The following is a 16,269-nucleotide window of genomic DNA, read 5'->3' as shown; positions in this document are numbered from 1 at the left end:
GGGCCGGTTTCGTCCGTGTTTTTCCGTCGGGCCGCACTTGCGCTTGCCGTATCAGCTGCTTTTGCCAGTGCCACAGGTATTGCAGGTGAAAAACTGGATATGTCCTTTATCCAGGGTGGTGCCGGGGTTAATCCGGAAGTCTGGGCAGCCCTGAACGGCAGCTATGCGCCGGGGCGTTATCTGGTTGACCTGTCCCTGAACGGGAAGGAGGCCGGGAAACAGATACTGGATGTGACACCACAGGACAGTAACGAACTGTGTCTGACAGAGGCATGGCTGACGAAGGCCGGGATTTACGTCAGTGCAGATTACTTTCGTGAGGGATATGACGCCACACGACAGTGCTATGTGCTGACAAAAGCCCCGTCAGTGAAAGTGGATTTTGATGTTTCCACCCAGAGTCTGGCGCTGTCCATTCCCCAGAAGGGGCTGGTGAAGATGCCGGAGAATGTGGACTGGGACTACGGAACCAGTGCATTTCGCGTGAACTATAACGCGAACGCCAACACTGGCCGTAATAACACCTCGGCCTTTGGCTCAGCGGACCTGAAAGCCAATATCGGGCGCTGGGTGGTGAGCTCTTCTGCCACGGCCAGCGGTGGTGACAGCGGGAATAACTCCGCCTCGATAAACATGTTCACGGCCACCCGGGCTATCCGCGCACTGAGTGCGGACCTGGCGGTCGGAAAAACATCCACCGGGGACAGTCTGCTGGGCAGCACGGGAACATACGGCGTGTCGCTGAGCCGGAACAACAGCATGAAGCCGGGCAATCTGGGATATACCCCGGTGTTCAGCGGCATTGCGAACGGGCCGTCGAGGGTGACGCTGACACAGAACGGGCGGTTGCTGCATTCGGAGATGGTGCCGGCGGGTCCGTTCTCCATCACGGATGTGCCGCTGTACACCAGTGGTGATGTGACCATGAAAATCACCGGTGAAGACGGGCGCGAGCAGGTACAGAACTTCCCGTTGTCGGTGATGGCCGGGCAGTTAAGTCCGGGGCAACACGAGTTCAGTGTGGCAGCCGGTTTGCCTGACGATGACAGTGACCTGAAAGGCGGCGTGTTTGCGGCGTCATACGGTTATGGTCTGGACGGGCTGACGCTGCGCACCGGCGGGGTGTTTAACCAGGACTGGCAGGGCGTCAGCGCCGGGGCCGTTCTGGGGCTGAGTTACCTGGGGGCGGTGTCTGCTGACGGTGCTTATGCCACGGCAAAATACCGTGATGGCAGCCGCAGCGGAAATAAGGTGCAGTTATCCTGGAGTAAACAACTGGAGATGACGAACACCGGACTGCGGGTGAGCTGGTCACGGCAGAGTGAGGAATATGAGGACATGTCCTCCTTTGACCCGACAGAGTTGTGGTCGCAGTCAAATCATGGTCGCCGGACGAAGGATGAATGGAATGCCGGTGTCAGTCAGCCGGTGGGTGGACTGTTCAGTCTGTCGGTGTCCGGCTGGCAGCGGAGTTATTACCCCGCATCCATGACCGGGAGTTACCGGTACAGCGATGACAACGGTAAGGACACGGGGATTACCGGCACCCTGAGCACACAGATTAAGGGTGTCAGTCTTAACCTGGGCTGGTCCGGTTCACGGAACACCCGGGGAGAAAACAACTGGTCGGCATCGGCATCAGTGTCGGTACCGTTCACACTGTCTGACCGTCGTTACAGCAGCAGTACGTCGGTGAGTACCAGCAAAGGCGGTGGCACGGGCTTCAGCACCGGCGTGTCCGGCTCGCTGAATGACCGTTTCAGCTATGGCCTGGGCGGTGGGCGTGACAGCGGTGGTGGTGTGAGCAGTTATCTGAATGCGTCGTACAGCGGTGACCGGGCTTATCTGAATGGTGCCCTGAACCACTCGCAGTCCGGCGGAACCAGTGGTTCTGTATCTGTCAGCGGTTCGGTTCTGGCTGTACCGGCTGCGAAGGACATTATGTTCAGCCGCACTACAGGTGACACCGTGGCCGTGGTGAACGTGAAGGATACCCCCGGAGTGAAGGTGACGTCCGGTGACGGACAGACTGACAGCGACGGCAACCTGGTGGTGCCGCTGAACAGCTATGACTGGAACACTGTGACGATTGATGCGGGCACACTCCCGTTGAGCACCGAACTGACGAACACCAGTCAGAAGGTGGTGCCGACGGACAAGGCGGTGGTCTGGATGCCGTTTGATGCCCTGAAAGTTAAGCGTTACCTGCTGCAGGTGAAGCAGCGTGATGGTGAGTTTGTGCCAGGGGGGACCTGGGCACGTGACAGTAAGGACACACCGCTGGGCTTTGTAGTTAACAATGGTGTGCTGATGATTAACACGGTGGATGCGCCGGGTGATATCACCCTGGGCCAGTGCCGGATACCTGCGGCCAGACTGCAGGATACTGAGAAACTACAGGAGATTACGTGTGAGTAAGCGTAACGCAGTAACGACGTTTTTCACTAACCGGGTGACAAAAGCACTGGGAATGACTCTGGCGCTGATGATGACCTGTCAGAGTGCAGTGGCTTCCCTGGCGGCAGACCAGACCCGCTATATCTTTCGCGGGGACAAGGATGCACTGACCATCACGGTCACCAACAATGACAAGGAGCGTACCTTTGGTGGCCAGGCCTGGGTGGACAATATCGTGGAGAAAGACACCCGTCCGACCTTTGTGGTGACGCCATCCTTCTTCAGGGTGAAGCCGAATGGTCAGCAGACACTGCGTATCATCATGGCGTCTGACCATCTGCCGAAGGATAAAGAGTCGGTGTACTGGCTGAACCTGCAGGATATTCCGCCGGCTCTGGAGGGCAGCGGTATTGCAGTGGCGCTGCGCACGAAGCTGAAGCTGTTCTACCGTCCGAAGGCACTGCTTGAAGGTCGCAAGGGGGCAGAAGAAGGCATCAGCCTGCAGAGCCGCCCGGATGGCAGAACCATGCTGGTGAACACCACGCCGTACATTTTTGCGATTGGCAGTCTGCTGGACGGAAACGGAAAGAAAATCGCCACGGATAACGAGACAGCACAGAAACTGCTGATGTTCATGCCGGGTGATGAAGTGCAGGTGAAGGGAAATGTGGTGAAAGTGGATTCTCTGAATGATTACGGTGAACTGCAGACCTGGACGATTAACCAGAAAAAAACGCCAACGTCTTCCGGGCAGAAGGTATCTGATTCGTCAGTTAATTTGTCTGATAAAGCAGATAAAAAATAACCGCCCTCCGAAATACAGAACAGAGGGGTAATAAATGAAGAAAACAATGATGGTCGTCGCCCTGGTCCTGAGTGCACTCAGTATTCAGTCAGCACTGGCCGCTGAATACAGCGAGAAAACGCAGTATCTGGGGGTGGTGAATGGTCAGGTGGTGGGTAACAGCGTGGTGAAGGTGACCCGCACACCGACAGACCCGGTGCTGTACCGGAGTGGAGACACGACGCCTCTTCCCGACAGTTTGACCATCCGCAGCGCAGAGTCCAGGGCTGCATCAGGTGGCCTGACGTATATCACGGTGAAGCAGGCTCTGCCGGATAACGGGGAAGCCCGCATCACCCTGAAGACGGCCCTGATGGTTGACGGAAAGAGAGTGGCACTCAGTACCAGACAGCAGGGTGAGGATGTGGTGATAACCGTACCTGATGCACAGAAGCTGGTTGAGTTAAGAACGGATGCACCGGCAGAACTGGAAGTTCCGGTCAGCTACCGGGGAAATCTGCAGATAGCGCTGCAGGTGGAAGACTGAGGATTCATCTCCTTTATCAAGGCAATATATCCGTGACTCTGGAGTGGGTCATACTGGTAAAGGGATTTACCGTCTTTTAAAACGGGAATAACGTAAAACTGTTCTGAGTTAAACACTGTGTTTAACGAAATGCGGTTAATTAAATGAATCCGCAGGGGATAGTTTTGCGGTAATTCCGGAAAAATAAGGATTACCGATTTCAGTTTATTATTTGTGAAATATTAAGGATGTTTATTTTATGAAAAAGACTCTGATTGCACTGGCTGTGGCTACATCTGCTGCTGTATCATCTTTACCTGCAATCGCAGCAAATGGTGGTTGGGGAGATGCAGGTGGTGATTTTAATCTGGGGGGGGATATTTTTGTTGATTTACACAAGGATGTATGGGAGGTCTATACTGGTACATCTGCGAATTTCGAATCTGCTGTTGAATCAGGAACTAAAGAAATCACTCTGTCCGTGAGTAAAAATATTCCTGTGTTGGGTTTGCGAAGCATCAAGGTCTTTAATGGAGGTCTGGGGCTCACACCACAAATTAAGTATGGTGATGATTCAAATCCAGTAACCGATCTTACCTTTAGTAACAGTAAAACAGAATTGACATTGACGGTTAAGAATAAGAATAATGACCAAAAAATTGGTGCATTGAAAACGAAAATGTATGCAGCAAGCTTGGTTTCTTATAAGAATCCAGAAGGCTCATCCTATACGGGTAATACTGCTTCTACTATTGCTCCATCAGCAGGTGATGCATTCTATGGTGGTTTGCCTTCCAAAAGTGCTGAAGTTGGAAGTGGTACAACCAATAATATTGTAAGTTTGATTCCGGATCTTCGCGATTATTTTGATAACCAGGGGCAGGGAGCAGTAGGACCAGGTTCTCGTAAGTTTGATGATGCAACTAAAACATTTAGCGCGATTTATGCTTCAGGTATTATGGCTGGTGAAAGCACCACTATAACTCTGGACGCTCCAATAGCAGAAAATACTACCTGGACGGCTCAATTGCCAATTACCGTATCCTATCAGTAATTTAATGGTTACAGACAGTGAGTATTTCACTGTCTGTAACCAATGTTTGTATTCTGATTTTAGTGAGATAAATATACAGGAATATATCAGAGTAGGTTCGTTCCAGTTGAAACGTTTTTGGTGGGTGTTTAGTTTGTAGTATCCCGTTTTTGTTTTTACGTTGCCTTGAATAAGGTTCGGTATATGGCGATAAACAATGCGTTATTATAAATCTCTGCTCTTTGTAGCTTTGTTTTATTCGGTTGCGCCACATGCAGATATTCTTGATGGTGGTGAAATTCAGTTTAATGGTTTTGTCACTGACGAAGCACCGAAATGGACCTGGCAGATAAGTTCACCTGACCAGACCTGGTCAGTGGATACTGCCGATGCACGTACAGAGAACGGACAGCTTGTTTTTGATTTGCGTGACAAAGGGGCGTTGCCGTTTCTGGAGGGACATCTGCATGAGGTGGCTGAGCGCGGTGGTCCCGGGTTCACGCCATTGATTACCTTCAGCAGTAACGGACAGCCTTTCGCCGTAAAGGAAGGCAGTGGCACTACGGCGCAACGTTTTCGCGCCTCTGTCCCGGTACGTGACCCGGAAACGGGAAACGTGTCGGGACAGCTTTCTTTCACCCTGAATCAGGGGATGGCAGTCAGCGCCGGCAGACAGGAAGACGGGGCATCCGTACCGGTCGGGATGTCGCTGGTCAGTGGGCAGAGCGTGACGGATGTACAGTCAGGAACGCTGCCACAGGGGCTGAAAGCCCGGCTCTCTTCTCTGTTACTGATGAATCAGAATTTTGGCAATGGCATGAATGCGGTGGATAACGGACAGGTTATCAGTCAGGGGGTACTGGCTGACGGTCGGGTGATGAATCTGGCTGCGGCATATGCCTCTGTAGTGTCGGATTTTGAACTGCAGTTGCCGGCGGAGGGTACACCAGCAGCATGGCAGGCGGGGCTGAATGTGACGGTTACAGTACAGTGATGGTTGCAGGGATATAAGGAAAGAGAAATGAAAAAGGTGACGTTATTTCTGTTTGCTGCCAGCCTCCTGCCTTCCTGTGTACTGGCCTGGAACACGCCGGGAGAAGATTTCAGCGGAGAGCTTAAGCTGGAAGGCCCGGTGACCAGCACCCGTAACCCGTGGGTATGGAAAGTCGGACAGGGAAATGAAGGTCTGGAGGTTAAACAGAGTCGCGGTGTTCGTGACGGTGGAAAAGGGATACCGGTCGCGCTGCCAGCGATGACCGTTTTACTGGGAAAAACCACCCTGACCACACCGGCAGGGCGTGAGGGACTTTCTCCCCGGGTTAGTTACGGAAAGGAGGCTGAGGGTTTTTCACTTGTCTGGACAGCACCAAGTGTCGCGGAAGTGACGTTGCCTGTTACCGGTGATAATAACGCCCGGGCAGGTTCATTTGTTTTCAGAATGCAGGCTGCGGGGGTGTTGCGCCATGTGAAGGGCGGGCAGTCGATGTATGCTGGCGTGTATGACGACCTGAATGTGAATGGTCTGCCTGGTGAAAGCACAGCCATGAAGGCTTCTGATATTCCGGGTGTTCTGCAGAAGATGTTCCGTGGCGAAGGTCCCGGCTGGCTGCAGACAATGACAGTCAGTGGTTATTCGGGAGTGAGTCATTTCAGTGATGCCTCCCTGCGTCAGGTTGAAGGTGTGTATGGTGCACAGACTGTGGCAGGCAGTGGTGAATTACGTCTGAACGGCACGATGCCGGAACGCTGGCGGGTGTCACTGCCGGTAAGTATTGAGTACCAGTAAGCAGGAGGATGGTCCGGTGCTGAATATTATTCATCGTCTGAAGTCCGGTATGTTTCCGGCTCTGTTTTTTCTGACTTCAGCCAGTGTGCTGGCACAACCTCTGATTATTCCGCCGGGTCACTGGCAGGAGGGAATGGCAGTAGGCGTGACGGAATTCAGCGGCACGCTGTATGTTCCTGAAGTTTCCTGGCAGTGGCAGCCCCGCGCTGTGCGGATGAGCTCTCCTGATGCCGTGCAGGCTGGCCTGACAACGGGAAAAGGAGGCATGGTCAGTGAAAGCCGGGCAGGGCAGGATTTTTATATTCTGGGCGGACATACCACATCACTGACAACTGCCCGTCCGGGGCTTCAGCCGTCAGTGACATTACTTCAGGTGGCAGCGTCATCTCCCCGGATTGCAGCCCTGGGGGATCTCGATCAGGAACAAGTACGTTACGGTGAAATCACTTTTACAGTACGTCATCTGCTGGTATGGCAGAATAGTGTTATGGCTGATAAAGGCTGGAGTGTGGTCAGCGGAGAGGTGACTCCGGGGACAGTACAGCAGGTGAAACGTCAGTTACGGCAGGTGAATGGCTATAAATGGTTTCCGGACTATTCTGGGTTAACTGTGCGCCCTGATGCGTTTATTTCGGGGACAGGGGTATTGTTGGCGCAGAAAAATGACAGACAGCAGATTGCCGGTGCTTGGGTGACATGCTTGAGTGATGTGCAGGTGAGTTTCCCTGGCGCGGAAGAACCGGTAAAACGCTGGCAGGGTAATCTGACACCGGTGGTGGTGTATTTCTGAGGCCCGGCAACGAAAAGTGTTAATGCCGATGTGGTTGGTGTCTGTGTGGCAGCAACCTGTATGGCATGCCTGGTACTGACACTGGTGATGTTCTGTGCGGTACTGATGTGGTGAAGGTTGTAAGTGTGAGGCAAAAAATCCTTCTGACCGGAACCTGCTGGTATGAGCTGACAGGGCTGTGGCACCTATTGTCCGCACAGGGACACAACGTTTACCGTGTACCTCCGGGGTATCCCTGTGTCCGGGAGGGCTGGGACCTGATTATTGTGGCGCTGAGTGCAGAGCCTGTTACGGGCTGGGGGCGTCATCTGTCCTGGATACGTGAACTGAGGGCAGAAATGTCCGGTGAAATGCTGGTTCTGGTGCCGGAAAGGCTGGAAATGCTGAAGGTGTTGCGAAATATCTGCCCGGTGTACAGCGGATGCACGTCGCTGTCGTGCCTGGAAAGAACGGTCCGCATGGCACTGAACAGAAAGACAGCCCGTACCGGTAAATTCCGTCTGACGTCCGGACAACGACAGGCACTGAAACGCCTTTCTGAGAGAGGAAGAGACCGTCCCCTGAATCTGAAACAGAGTGAACGGGGGCTGTACTGGCATTATGCCCGGCTGGCAGAGAATGTGGGCGTCAGGGATTTCAGGATGCTGTTGATGACCGGGCTGGACCGGGAGGTTCATAAAATGGAAGACCGACAGTATGGACAGTAATTTTGTATCCGCAGACAGACTGATGCGTGCGCTCAGTAACGGGGAGTTTGAACCGTATCTCCAGCCGGTGGTTTCTGCATCAGACCTTACTGTGTCCGGTGCAGAGCTTCTGGTTCGCTGGCACATGCCTGCAGGCGAAATCATTCCGCCGGCATATTTCATTAACCGGGTGGAGTCTGCCGGTCTGTTGTTGGCTGTGACGGAAAAAATCCTGAACCGTGCGGTGGCAGGGCTTTCGGAGGTTAAAGCCATGCTGCCGCGTGATTTCCGGCTTGCCGTGAACGTGACGCCGGCCCTGCTGGCTGAGCGTGAGTTCACTCAGATGTGTCTGGCGCTGGCAGGGCATGACAGCATACATCTGGTTCTGGAGCTGACGGAGCAGCAGCCGTTTAACATGGACAGACAGACCGAAGAGAAACTGAGCCGGCTGAGTGATGCCGGAGTGGCATTTGCGCTGGATGATTTCGGAACCGGATGTTCCGTACTGTCGTACCTGAAGCACTTCCCGGTCAGTTATATAAAAATGGACAGGAGCTTCACACAGGACATTCTGAGTGAAAAGACATCCCGGCATATCGTGGAAAGTGTTGTCGGGCTGGCAGGAAAGCTGGGTATTGATACGGTGGCAGAGGGTGTGGAAACACAGGCGCAGGTGAACTGTCTGTGCTCTCTGGGAGTGGATTATCTGCAGGGGTTTTATTTCGGCAGACCGGAAAAAGTGGATACATTTTGTTGTGAGTATGGATAACGCCAGCTGTGTAATCAGTAAGTCACTCCTGAAAAATAAAATTAAATACATTTAAGTAATTTCATTTTGTTTCTGATAAATGGTGTGCCGACATCGCATTTTTCAGACTCCGGCAGTGTTTTTCTTCTTAACTTCAACGTCTTTTTGTTTTTATTCTTTTATTCATATTTGCATTGAGAGGAAGGCGTGCCTTTTCGCTTTGTCAGCAGGCAGGGGCGAAATCTTCTGGTGAATATGAAAGACATCCGTTTCGTTCTTCAGAAGGTTTTTTTGTGAACTTCATATCAGGGAGATTGAAGGTCATGTGGTGGTGGAAGATGACTTCAGTGAGGTTTACAGAAAAATAAAATAAATTCCACCACGAGTGAATAATGCAGGTGAAGGTGTCTCAGAGGGGAGTCGACGTGCGTCAGAATTCTGTAATTGATATTTTACTTATTATTGTCTTTTCTCTTTCTTTATTAATTTGCGGAAAAGTCTCGGCTGATACCGAATGGCAGTCCGGTGGAGATTTTCAGGGAGCTGTGGAGTTCGGGGGGACCATCACGCCTTATGATGATTCACTTCCTCCCTGGCTGTGGAAAACCGGCGGATATACCGGGTTCAGCAACAAAATCAGTGGGCTGACCGGTGTTTTGGTTTTGTGATCATTGTCAGAATAATAAGCTGTATGCTGCTGTTGTATTGTTCGATATATCTGTAATATTAATGTTTTGTTGATCATTATTCCATAATGATCAAATTTAAATTAGTTGAAAATGGTTGATTTTTTGCTCAGGACTCTGGTGCCTGTTGACGCAGGTAAATTCCGAGAGGGCGGTAGCGTGCCATTGCAAAAATGGTGGGAGGCATCGACAGGAGGTTGCTGAACAATTGTTGACACATGATGAATAAAGTTTTTTGTTTTGCTAAAAATTATGTTGCAAGTGTGTGATATCTGAAGCGCAAAACTCATTCTGGAGCCATCGGTCTTTTTTATCTCGGGCGCTGATTTCTGCATTATTATTGACTTTATCTCTTCAGACTGCTGAGCGGAGACAATACTTATGAAAACAAATAGCCTGATCTGGGTAAGGAACTGGCTGGTACAACGAACAAGGAGAAAGTTGTACCAGGTGGTGAAGATGCAGGAATTGACCTAAACTCTATAAATTTAATAATTAAAAATGCTAAATGATTATTCGGGGATATTCGATTGAATAAATTTATATATCTTCTGTTAGCAGGTATTTTATTTTCTGTTCAGGCAGATGCAGCACGGGGAAGAAAGCCCTGCTCGGGTGCTAAAGGTGGTATTTCACACTGCACGTCAGACGGACGTTTTGTCTGCAATGACGGAAGTTTGAGTCAGTCGAAGCGCCTTTGTTCCGGTTATGGCGTGGCACCCGGCAAACGTCAGGTGAAATCACCGGTCACCACAAAGCCGGTTCAGAAGAAAAAATCAGCGGCTGTCCGGAAGGTGCCACAACCATCGGTGGCTGAGAAAAATGAGGCTGTACCAGTCACTGAACCCCGTAAACCCACCTGTGCGCCGCTTTATATGGCCAGCAAACCTGGATTTACGCATCTGCCCATTTGTTCCGGTAATCAGTATTAATCTGACACTGAAATAGCAGAGGAATCTGTGCTCAGCCTGCAGTTAATTCTGTAGTGGCGGGCATCATAAAGCCGGACAACCTTCCGGGTATTAATATTTTCGGAGGGCGTTAATCATAAATATTCAGTTACTGAGAAGGAAAATAAAGGAAAGTCATGGCAAGAAGAAAAAAAGATGATAATGCAGCGGGATTTGTACTGATTTTAATTTGCGTTATTTTCTGGGGGATTTATGTGGCGGTCAGGGCGCTGATAAATCTTAATGAGCGATTTATTGATGCAGTATCGAATCCGGCAGGTATTATTGGTTTGTTTTTTGGTTTGTTTACTGTATTTGCAATTTTACTTCGTTTTTTTATTTACTGGAGACTCAGAAAGAAAACAGCAGCATTTGAACAGACCGTTTCAGAGCTGGTTCAGAGAGAGCGGGGTTTTAATGAAACTGTCAATGCCGCGATAGCCCGGGGAATACGACAGGAAAAGGAGCAACTAGCCAGACGTCGTGAGGAATTTCATACTGCCAGACAGAAGGCCAGCCGTGCAATGCAACGGATTGTTGATTCCGCTTAGAAATTTAAGGCGAAGACTCTGTTGGCCGGTGTAACGATTAATAACTGGCAAAGCAAATATGACCAGCTTCGTAAGGAAAGAGAGGCTTACGTTGCTGTCAGTGAGAAAATTGCCTTTCTTAACCTGGAAGATAATTCTGACTGGGATAGTGTCAGGCAACAGTTTTTGGATAAAGTGGCATTGCTGGAAAAAGCGCAGGAAGAGAAGGAATATCAGGCAGAGCTTAAGCGTCAGATGCGTGAAGAAAAAGAGCGTCAGGATGAACTTGATCGGCACCAGCGGGAAGCGGAAGAGGAGGAACGGCGTCTTGCCGAGCAGCAGAAACTGATTGAAGAGGCGCTGCGTGCCGCAGAAGGGGCTCACAGGGAGGAGCTGGAGAAACAACGCCTGGCGCTGGAACAGAAAATTCAGGAAGCGCATGCTCAATATGAACGTGCTAAATCCATGGCTCAGCTTACAAAACAGGGGCATGTTTATATCATTTCGAATATTGGTTCGTTTGGTGAGGATGTTTTTAAAATTGGCATGACCCGACGGCTGGAACCCATGGACAGGGTCAAAGAGTTAAGTGGTGCTTCTGTTCCGTTTGATTTTGATGTTCACGCCATGATTTCCTGTGATGATGCGCCCGCGCTGGAAAAAATACTTCATGACAGTCTGGAAAAATACCGCATCAACAGGATTAATCTGCGTAAAGAATTTTTCCGCGTGAAGCTTGAGAAAATCATTAATGAAGTGGAGCGTCACCACGGGCAGGTGGAATATGTGGCTGACCCGGCGGCTCTGCAGTATCTGCAGAGTCTGGAGTACGCGGAAAATGAAGCTGCCTGACAATCAGTGTTCTGATTTTATTCCGGCCGGATATAACAGAAGGGATATCTGTAAATATCCTGCAGCATGGTTCACAGTATTCCGGTCATGTTAATGGTTCTGTTTTTTATTTCTGAATAAAGCGACACTCACGATATAACGTCGTGGGTGTCGGTGGTGATTATTTTTTTGGTTTACAGATTAAGGTGCGTTTATGGCGAAACTGATAAATGTATCGGCGTCCACTGAGGAGAGAATGACGTCAGGGGAGAGGAGGGTGGCTTCACGACTGGAGAGCTTCCTGAATGATGACTGCCTTGTCTGGTACGATATTCCGGTGGGACGGAAAAACCGGCATCCGGATTTTGTCATTATTGACCCGGAGAACGGGCTGGTATTTCTGGAGGTCAAGGACTGGAGTGTATCCACATTACGTAAGGCAAATCAGGAGCAGGTCACGCTGGAAACTGATGGTCTTCTGAAATCAGAAATAAATCCGCTGGTACAGGTTCGTCGTTATGCCTGTGATACTGTTAATGCCTTACCCTCAGACCCGTGCTTACGGCAGAATGACGGTCAGTATAAGGGACGGCTGAAGCTGGCCTGGGCGTATGGTGTGGTGTTTACCCGCATTACCCGTCAGCAACTGAAGACACTGGCAGGGAATGATGAGAATGCGGTGGAAAAGATTTTTCCTTCAGCACAGACAATCTGTCAGGATGAAATGACGCAGTCTGTTTTACCTGAGGTATTCCGGCAAAAAATTGCCGGGATGTTTACCACGGGATTTAGAACCCGGGTGACACCCCGGATGAGAGATATTCTGCGCGGCCATCTGTTTCCTGAAGTGACCGTGAAACAGAACTCACAAATCAAAATCATGGATATTCAGCAGGAGATTCTGGCCAGAAATATTGGTGACGGGCATCGTGTCATTCATGGTGTGGCCGGCTCCGGAAAAACCATGATTCTTTTATTCCGTTGTCTTTACCTGGCTGAAACCACGCCCGGAAAGATTCTGGTGCTGTGCTACAACATTACTCTGGCCAGTTATCTGCGGGAATGCATTGATGTCAGAGGGCTGACGTCACGGGTTACGGTATCTCATTTTCACAGCTGGTGTGCCTCAATGATAAAACGCCACGGTATTCAGGTGACGGCTGACAGAAAGGATTACCCGGAGAAATGCTTCAGCACACTGGAAGAGGCTGTGAACAGCGGGAAAATCACCGACACTGGATATGATGCTGTACTGGTGGATGAAGGGCATGATTTTGACAGTCGCTGGCTGGCCCTGATTGCCCGTCTGTTTGATAACGCATCCCGTTCACTGCTCCTGATGTACGATGATGCCCAGTCCATTTATCGGCGGGAGCGGGCTCTGAACTTTTCTCTGGCCAGAGTGGGGATTCAGGCACAGGGACGCACTTCTGTCCTGCCGGTCAATTATCGTAATCCGAAACGCATTCTGCACTTTGCTTATGCATTCTCCCGCGAGTATTTTGAAAAACATCAGAACCGTGAAATACCGCTCGTTCAGCCACAGGCAGGCGGTGAAGAAGGCACAGAGCCGGAAATCCTGCGTTGTGCTTCTGAACGTGATGAAGCCAGACAGGTTGCAGACTGGCTGGAGAAGCGCCATGCCCTGTGCGGTCACTGGAGTGATATGGCTGTGCTGTGTCCGGCAGAGTTTTCAGTGAAACAACTGACAGAGGTTATGACACAGCGTGGGATACCTTTTGCCACCTGCTTTGACAAGGAAGGCAAGAAGACATACTCGCGACGCAAGGATGTGGTGCATTTACTGACGTACCAGAGCAGTAAGGGGCTGGAGTTTCCGTATGTGGCGGTTATTAATGCTTCTTTCGTTCATTCTGGTGCGGCGGATGAGTCTGAAGTGATTCCGGTGCTTTATGTGGCATTCACCCGGGCAACCCGTGAATTACTGGTGACATGTTACCGTGAAAACAGTATCAGTCGCCACCTTGAGGATTTTGCATAATACCGGACCATTTCTTTATTCCGGGCTTTCACCATACTGTTATTATCAGGTTTATTTAATTCGCCATGAACCCGTTATTTAACGATATTCAGATGCGTCTTTTTTATCTGAACCATTCGCCGTACTCCTGGCACTGGAATGTCAGATTCAGACATCTGGAAGCCGTATATATTGGCAACGATACCTGTCATATCACCATTACCTGTAATCAGTCAGGTTTTCATTTAATCAGGGACGGACAACGGCTATCCACTGAGTGTTATATCAGAAACCTTAATGAGCTGTTGCTGGTTCTGAAACGGCGGTGGGATGTGACACCGGCAATCATCCGTGCAGTGGAATATCTTTCCCGGGTATCCGAACAGATTCCAACCAGTTGTTCTTGTTTGATAGCTTGGAAGGGATGTTATTCAGAGCTGAAGCGGCATACGCAGCTAGTGGATGCGATTTACCTTGTTGGACGTGAATTCTGATCTGAATTGGAAGGAGTTGAGCATGGCGTTTATTGCCAGTTGTGATAGTGCTCACAGACAGCCACGTACATCATTTAGTGGCAAAGAGATTATTTTGACATTGTTATGAATATTAGTGAAAAAGGTTACGTTGATCTCAAGAATACATATAATGAATTGATTAATTCTTATTAATAAAGCAGATTATCTTTATTATACTATTTATCTAATATATTCTGTATTGTTATCTTTAAGGATATTATGATGCTTGAGAAGTTAGAATTAACAAAAAATGCACAGTTTTATATTTCAAAAGGAAGTAAACCAATAGAAGACGCATTTATTCTTGATATATTGAACGCTTCTGATGATAATATAGAACCTGAAGCTTTGTATATCCTAAATGAATTTAGAGTTAAAAGTAATTTAATTGATAAAAATATACCTTATTTATATTCTGTTAGAATATTCCCTACAATTAGACCAGTTTACTTCATTGGAAAAGATGAAGGTGAGGTTGGCCTATATGATAGAATTCATGCGTTTATTGTTATTTTTGAATTTGAAAATTGCATTAGTATTATCAAAAAAAGCTGTTCTAATATATCTGAAAAAATTGAGAAAAATTTTGACCTAATAACTAACACAATGATAGCTGAGACTTTCAATGATTCTGATGTTTCTTTCCAAAGAATATCCTTAAGAAACATGACGGTATCGGACAAGGCGATAAGACAGCGAACCTATGAAGCTCCGGATTTAAAGGGAACATTTTCTACTCATGCTGCCGGAAGATCAATACCGCTATTCTTGAAATTTAGGCAAGGTTCAACTGTAAGAACTATTTCAGGAACTGGGCGTTTAGTCGAGTCATCTAATAGAATTAACTTTGATAACTTAGCTCTCTGGGTTTACAATCAACTTTCTCTAATAAAAGATGGTGGAGGCGAAAAGGATTTTTTAGATGCATTCGCGAAGCCGAAGAAACTTCATGAAGTGCTTGAACATACAAAACCAAATGCAATTTTAATTGAAAGCTCATCTTTATATGACCAACTAATCGAAGATGATATTAACATTAGATATGAAAATAAAAAAGGGATAAAGATTGAACTAAAAACAGATGAATTAGATCGATTAATAAAGCATCTCGAAAGAGTTTACCCAATAGATCCAGAAGGAAAAATAAAAACTAAATTTGGGCAAGCATCAATTAGAGCAACTAATAAAACTTTAACCTTCGACTCATCATTCTTGAGGTCATTTAAAGTAAATGTATCAGGAAGTAATGTTACGCTACAAAGTTATATAAAAAAAAATGGGTTTTATAGTATTACTTTTGATGATCCACGTTATATGTATTTCATTGGCAACTGTTTTCAAGATGACTCAGGTGTTGCAGAAATAAATAGCATACTAGATATGCTAAGACCCGTGGAAAAGATGGATTCCGTAACTAGCGAAAAAGGTAGTTTTAGGAAAAATAGTGTCCAGTTTTCGAAAAATTCAATGTTTAATCTAGTTGAGAAGATACATAAAAATGATGACTATATTTTTTGTGATGATTTAGGCAATGAATGGGCTGATCATATAACCTTTAATAAAAGTGACTCATGTATCAATTTCATTCATTCAAAGCATGGATCAGTTAGTACTTCCGCTAGTAACTTGCATGATGTTGTTGGTCAAGCTGTCAAGAACTTAGGATACATGAATTTTAGCAAAGCTGATTTTATGAAAAAAATCGATGCTAAATTTGTAGGAAAATATAACTCAACAAAAGGTGAGACAAATATAAATCGGACCAGAAAAGGAAATTTAAATGATCTGGATAAATATCTTTCTAATCTATTAAAGGATTTTAAGTTGCATAGAAAATGCATCTTGAGTTGTTCCTTTATATCAAAGAATGAAATAAAGGATGAGTTTGATAAAATATCCAGAGGAGAGAAGGTGAATGGTCATATTACACAATTGCTATGGATATTATCTTCGTTTTCTCATGCAGTAAAAGAAGTAAACGCAATTCCAATTATCTACTGTTCAGAATAAGAGAGCAAGCTTAGGC

General features: G+C 48.0%; 13 protein-coding genes and 2 pseudogenes. All 15 read left to right on the top strand.

The window, feature by feature from the left end; all coding sequences use genetic code 11:
• The first annotated feature begins 15 nt into the window (after nt 1-15).
• The 15 genes and pseudogenes from faeD (at nt 16) to FEK43_RS15375 (ending at nt 16,253) form a co-directional block, all read left to right on the top strand.
• Nucleotides 16-2,418 (top strand): F4 (K88) fimbrial usher FaeD, encoded by a 2,403-nt coding sequence (gene faeD, locus FEK43_RS15450; protein ID WP_135408463.1) that lies wholly within the window; start codon nt 16-18, stop codon nt 2,416-2,418.
• Nucleotides 2,411-3,202: a F4 (K88) fimbrial chaperone FaeE gene (gene faeE / locus FEK43_RS15445; protein ID WP_138158623.1), complete on the top strand. Its 792-nt coding sequence runs from the start codon at nt 2,411-2,413 to the stop codon at nt 3,200-3,202. The genes faeD and faeE overlap by 8 nt, the downstream gene beginning before the upstream one ends.
• Before the next feature lie 34 nt (nt 3,203-3,236).
• On the top strand, nt 3,237-3,728 hold the full coding sequence (gene faeF / locus FEK43_RS15440; RefSeq protein WP_135408468.1) for a F4 (K88) fimbria minor subunit FaeF: 492 nt from the start codon (nt 3,237-3,239) through the stop codon (nt 3,726-3,728).
• Between the two features lie 238 nt (nt 3,729-3,966).
• Nucleotides 3,967-4,761 (top strand): hypothetical protein, encoded by a 795-nt coding sequence (locus tag FEK43_RS15435; protein WP_138158621.1) that lies wholly within the window; start codon nt 3,967-3,969, stop codon nt 4,759-4,761.
• Between the two features lie 196 nt (nt 4,762-4,957).
• Nucleotides 4,958-5,734, top strand: coding sequence for a F4 (K88) fimbria minor subunit FaeH (faeH, locus tag FEK43_RS15430; RefSeq protein WP_135408475.1), 777 nt, complete (start codon nt 4,958-4,960; stop codon nt 5,732-5,734).
• A 27-nt stretch (nt 5,735-5,761) separates the two neighbouring features.
• Nucleotides 5,762-6,526 (top strand): F4 (K88) fimbria minor subunit FaeI, encoded by a 765-nt coding sequence (gene faeI, locus FEK43_RS15425; RefSeq protein WP_135408477.1) that lies wholly within the window; start codon nt 5,762-5,764, stop codon nt 6,524-6,526.
• A gap of 16 nt (nt 6,527-6,542) precedes the next feature.
• Entirely contained in the window at nt 6,543-7,316 is a 774-nt protein-coding gene (gene faeJ, locus FEK43_RS15420) for a F4 (K88) fimbria accessory protein FaeJ (RefSeq protein WP_135408586.1), read from the top strand.
• 65 nt (nt 7,317-7,381) lie between these two features.
• Nucleotides 7,382-8,023, top strand: a complete 642-nt coding sequence (locus FEK43_RS15415) for a hypothetical protein (protein ID WP_135408479.1) — start codon at nt 7,382-7,384, stop codon at nt 8,021-8,023.
• On the top strand, nt 8,013-8,771 hold the full coding sequence (locus tag FEK43_RS15410; protein ID WP_135408481.1) for an EAL domain-containing protein: 759 nt from the start codon (nt 8,013-8,015) through the stop codon (nt 8,769-8,771). Before FEK43_RS15415 ends, FEK43_RS15410 begins: the two co-directional genes overlap by 11 nt.
• A 404-nt stretch (nt 8,772-9,175) precedes the next feature.
• Nucleotides 9,176-9,418: a hypothetical protein gene (locus tag FEK43_RS15400; RefSeq protein ID WP_240783053.1), complete on the top strand. Its 243-nt coding sequence runs from the start codon at nt 9,176-9,178 to the stop codon at nt 9,416-9,418.
• A 548-nt stretch (nt 9,419-9,966) separates the two neighbouring features.
• Nucleotides 9,967-10,368: a hypothetical protein gene (locus FEK43_RS15395; RefSeq protein WP_135408483.1), complete on the top strand. Its 402-nt coding sequence runs from the start codon at nt 9,967-9,969 to the stop codon at nt 10,366-10,368.
• Between the two features lie 155 nt (nt 10,369-10,523).
• Nucleotides 10,524-11,768 (top strand): annotated as a pseudogene (locus FEK43_RS15390) (GIY-YIG nuclease family protein).
• A 235-nt stretch (nt 11,769-12,003) separates the two neighbouring features.
• Nucleotides 12,004-13,749 (top strand): nuclease-related domain-containing DEAD/DEAH box helicase, encoded by a 1,746-nt coding sequence (locus tag FEK43_RS15385; RefSeq protein WP_135408588.1) that lies wholly within the window; start codon nt 12,004-12,006, stop codon nt 13,747-13,749.
• Between the two features lie 65 nt (nt 13,750-13,814).
• Nucleotides 13,815-14,105, top strand: a pseudogene (locus FEK43_RS23135) (hypothetical protein); the annotation flags it as partial.
• A 357-nt stretch (nt 14,106-14,462) separates the two neighbouring features.
• A complete protein-coding gene (locus FEK43_RS15375) occupies nt 14,463-16,253 on the top strand; it encodes a hypothetical protein (protein WP_240783149.1) in 1,791 nt (596 codons plus the stop codon).
• Nucleotides 16,254-16,269: the final 16 nt, after the last annotated feature.

This window comes from Escherichia sp. E2562 (genome assembly GCF_005781075.1).
In the GTDB taxonomy this organism is placed as follows: domain Bacteria; phylum Pseudomonadota; class Gammaproteobacteria; order Enterobacterales; family Enterobacteriaceae; genus Escherichia.
The sequence above is the reverse complement of the archived record's forward strand: the minus strand, read 5'-3'. Positions and strand labels throughout refer to the sequence as shown.

Coding starts and splice junctions, on each gene's coding strand:
- faeF (WP_135408468.1), top strand. CDS start 3,237: ATGAAGAAAACAATGATGGTCGTCGCCCTGGTCCTGAGTGCACTCAGT.
- FEK43_RS15435 (WP_138158621.1), top strand. CDS start 3,967: ATGAAAAAGACTCTGATTGCACTGGCTGTGGCTACATCTGCTGCTGTA.
- faeH (WP_135408475.1), top strand. CDS start 4,958: ATGCGTTATTATAAATCTCTGCTCTTTGTAGCTTTGTTTTATTCGGTT.
- faeI (WP_135408477.1), top strand. CDS start 5,762: ATGAAAAAGGTGACGTTATTTCTGTTTGCTGCCAGCCTCCTGCCTTCC.
- FEK43_RS15415 (WP_135408479.1), top strand. CDS start 7,382: ATGCCTGGTACTGACACTGGTGATGTTCTGTGCGGTACTGATGTGGTG.
- FEK43_RS15410 (WP_135408481.1), top strand. CDS start 8,013: ATGGACAGTAATTTTGTATCCGCAGACAGACTGATGCGTGCGCTCAGT.
- FEK43_RS15385 (WP_135408588.1), top strand. CDS start 12,004: ATGACGTCAGGGGAGAGGAGGGTGGCTTCACGACTGGAGAGCTTCCTG.
- FEK43_RS15375 (WP_240783149.1), top strand. CDS start 14,463: ATGATGCTTGAGAAGTTAGAATTAACAAAAAATGCACAGTTTTATATT.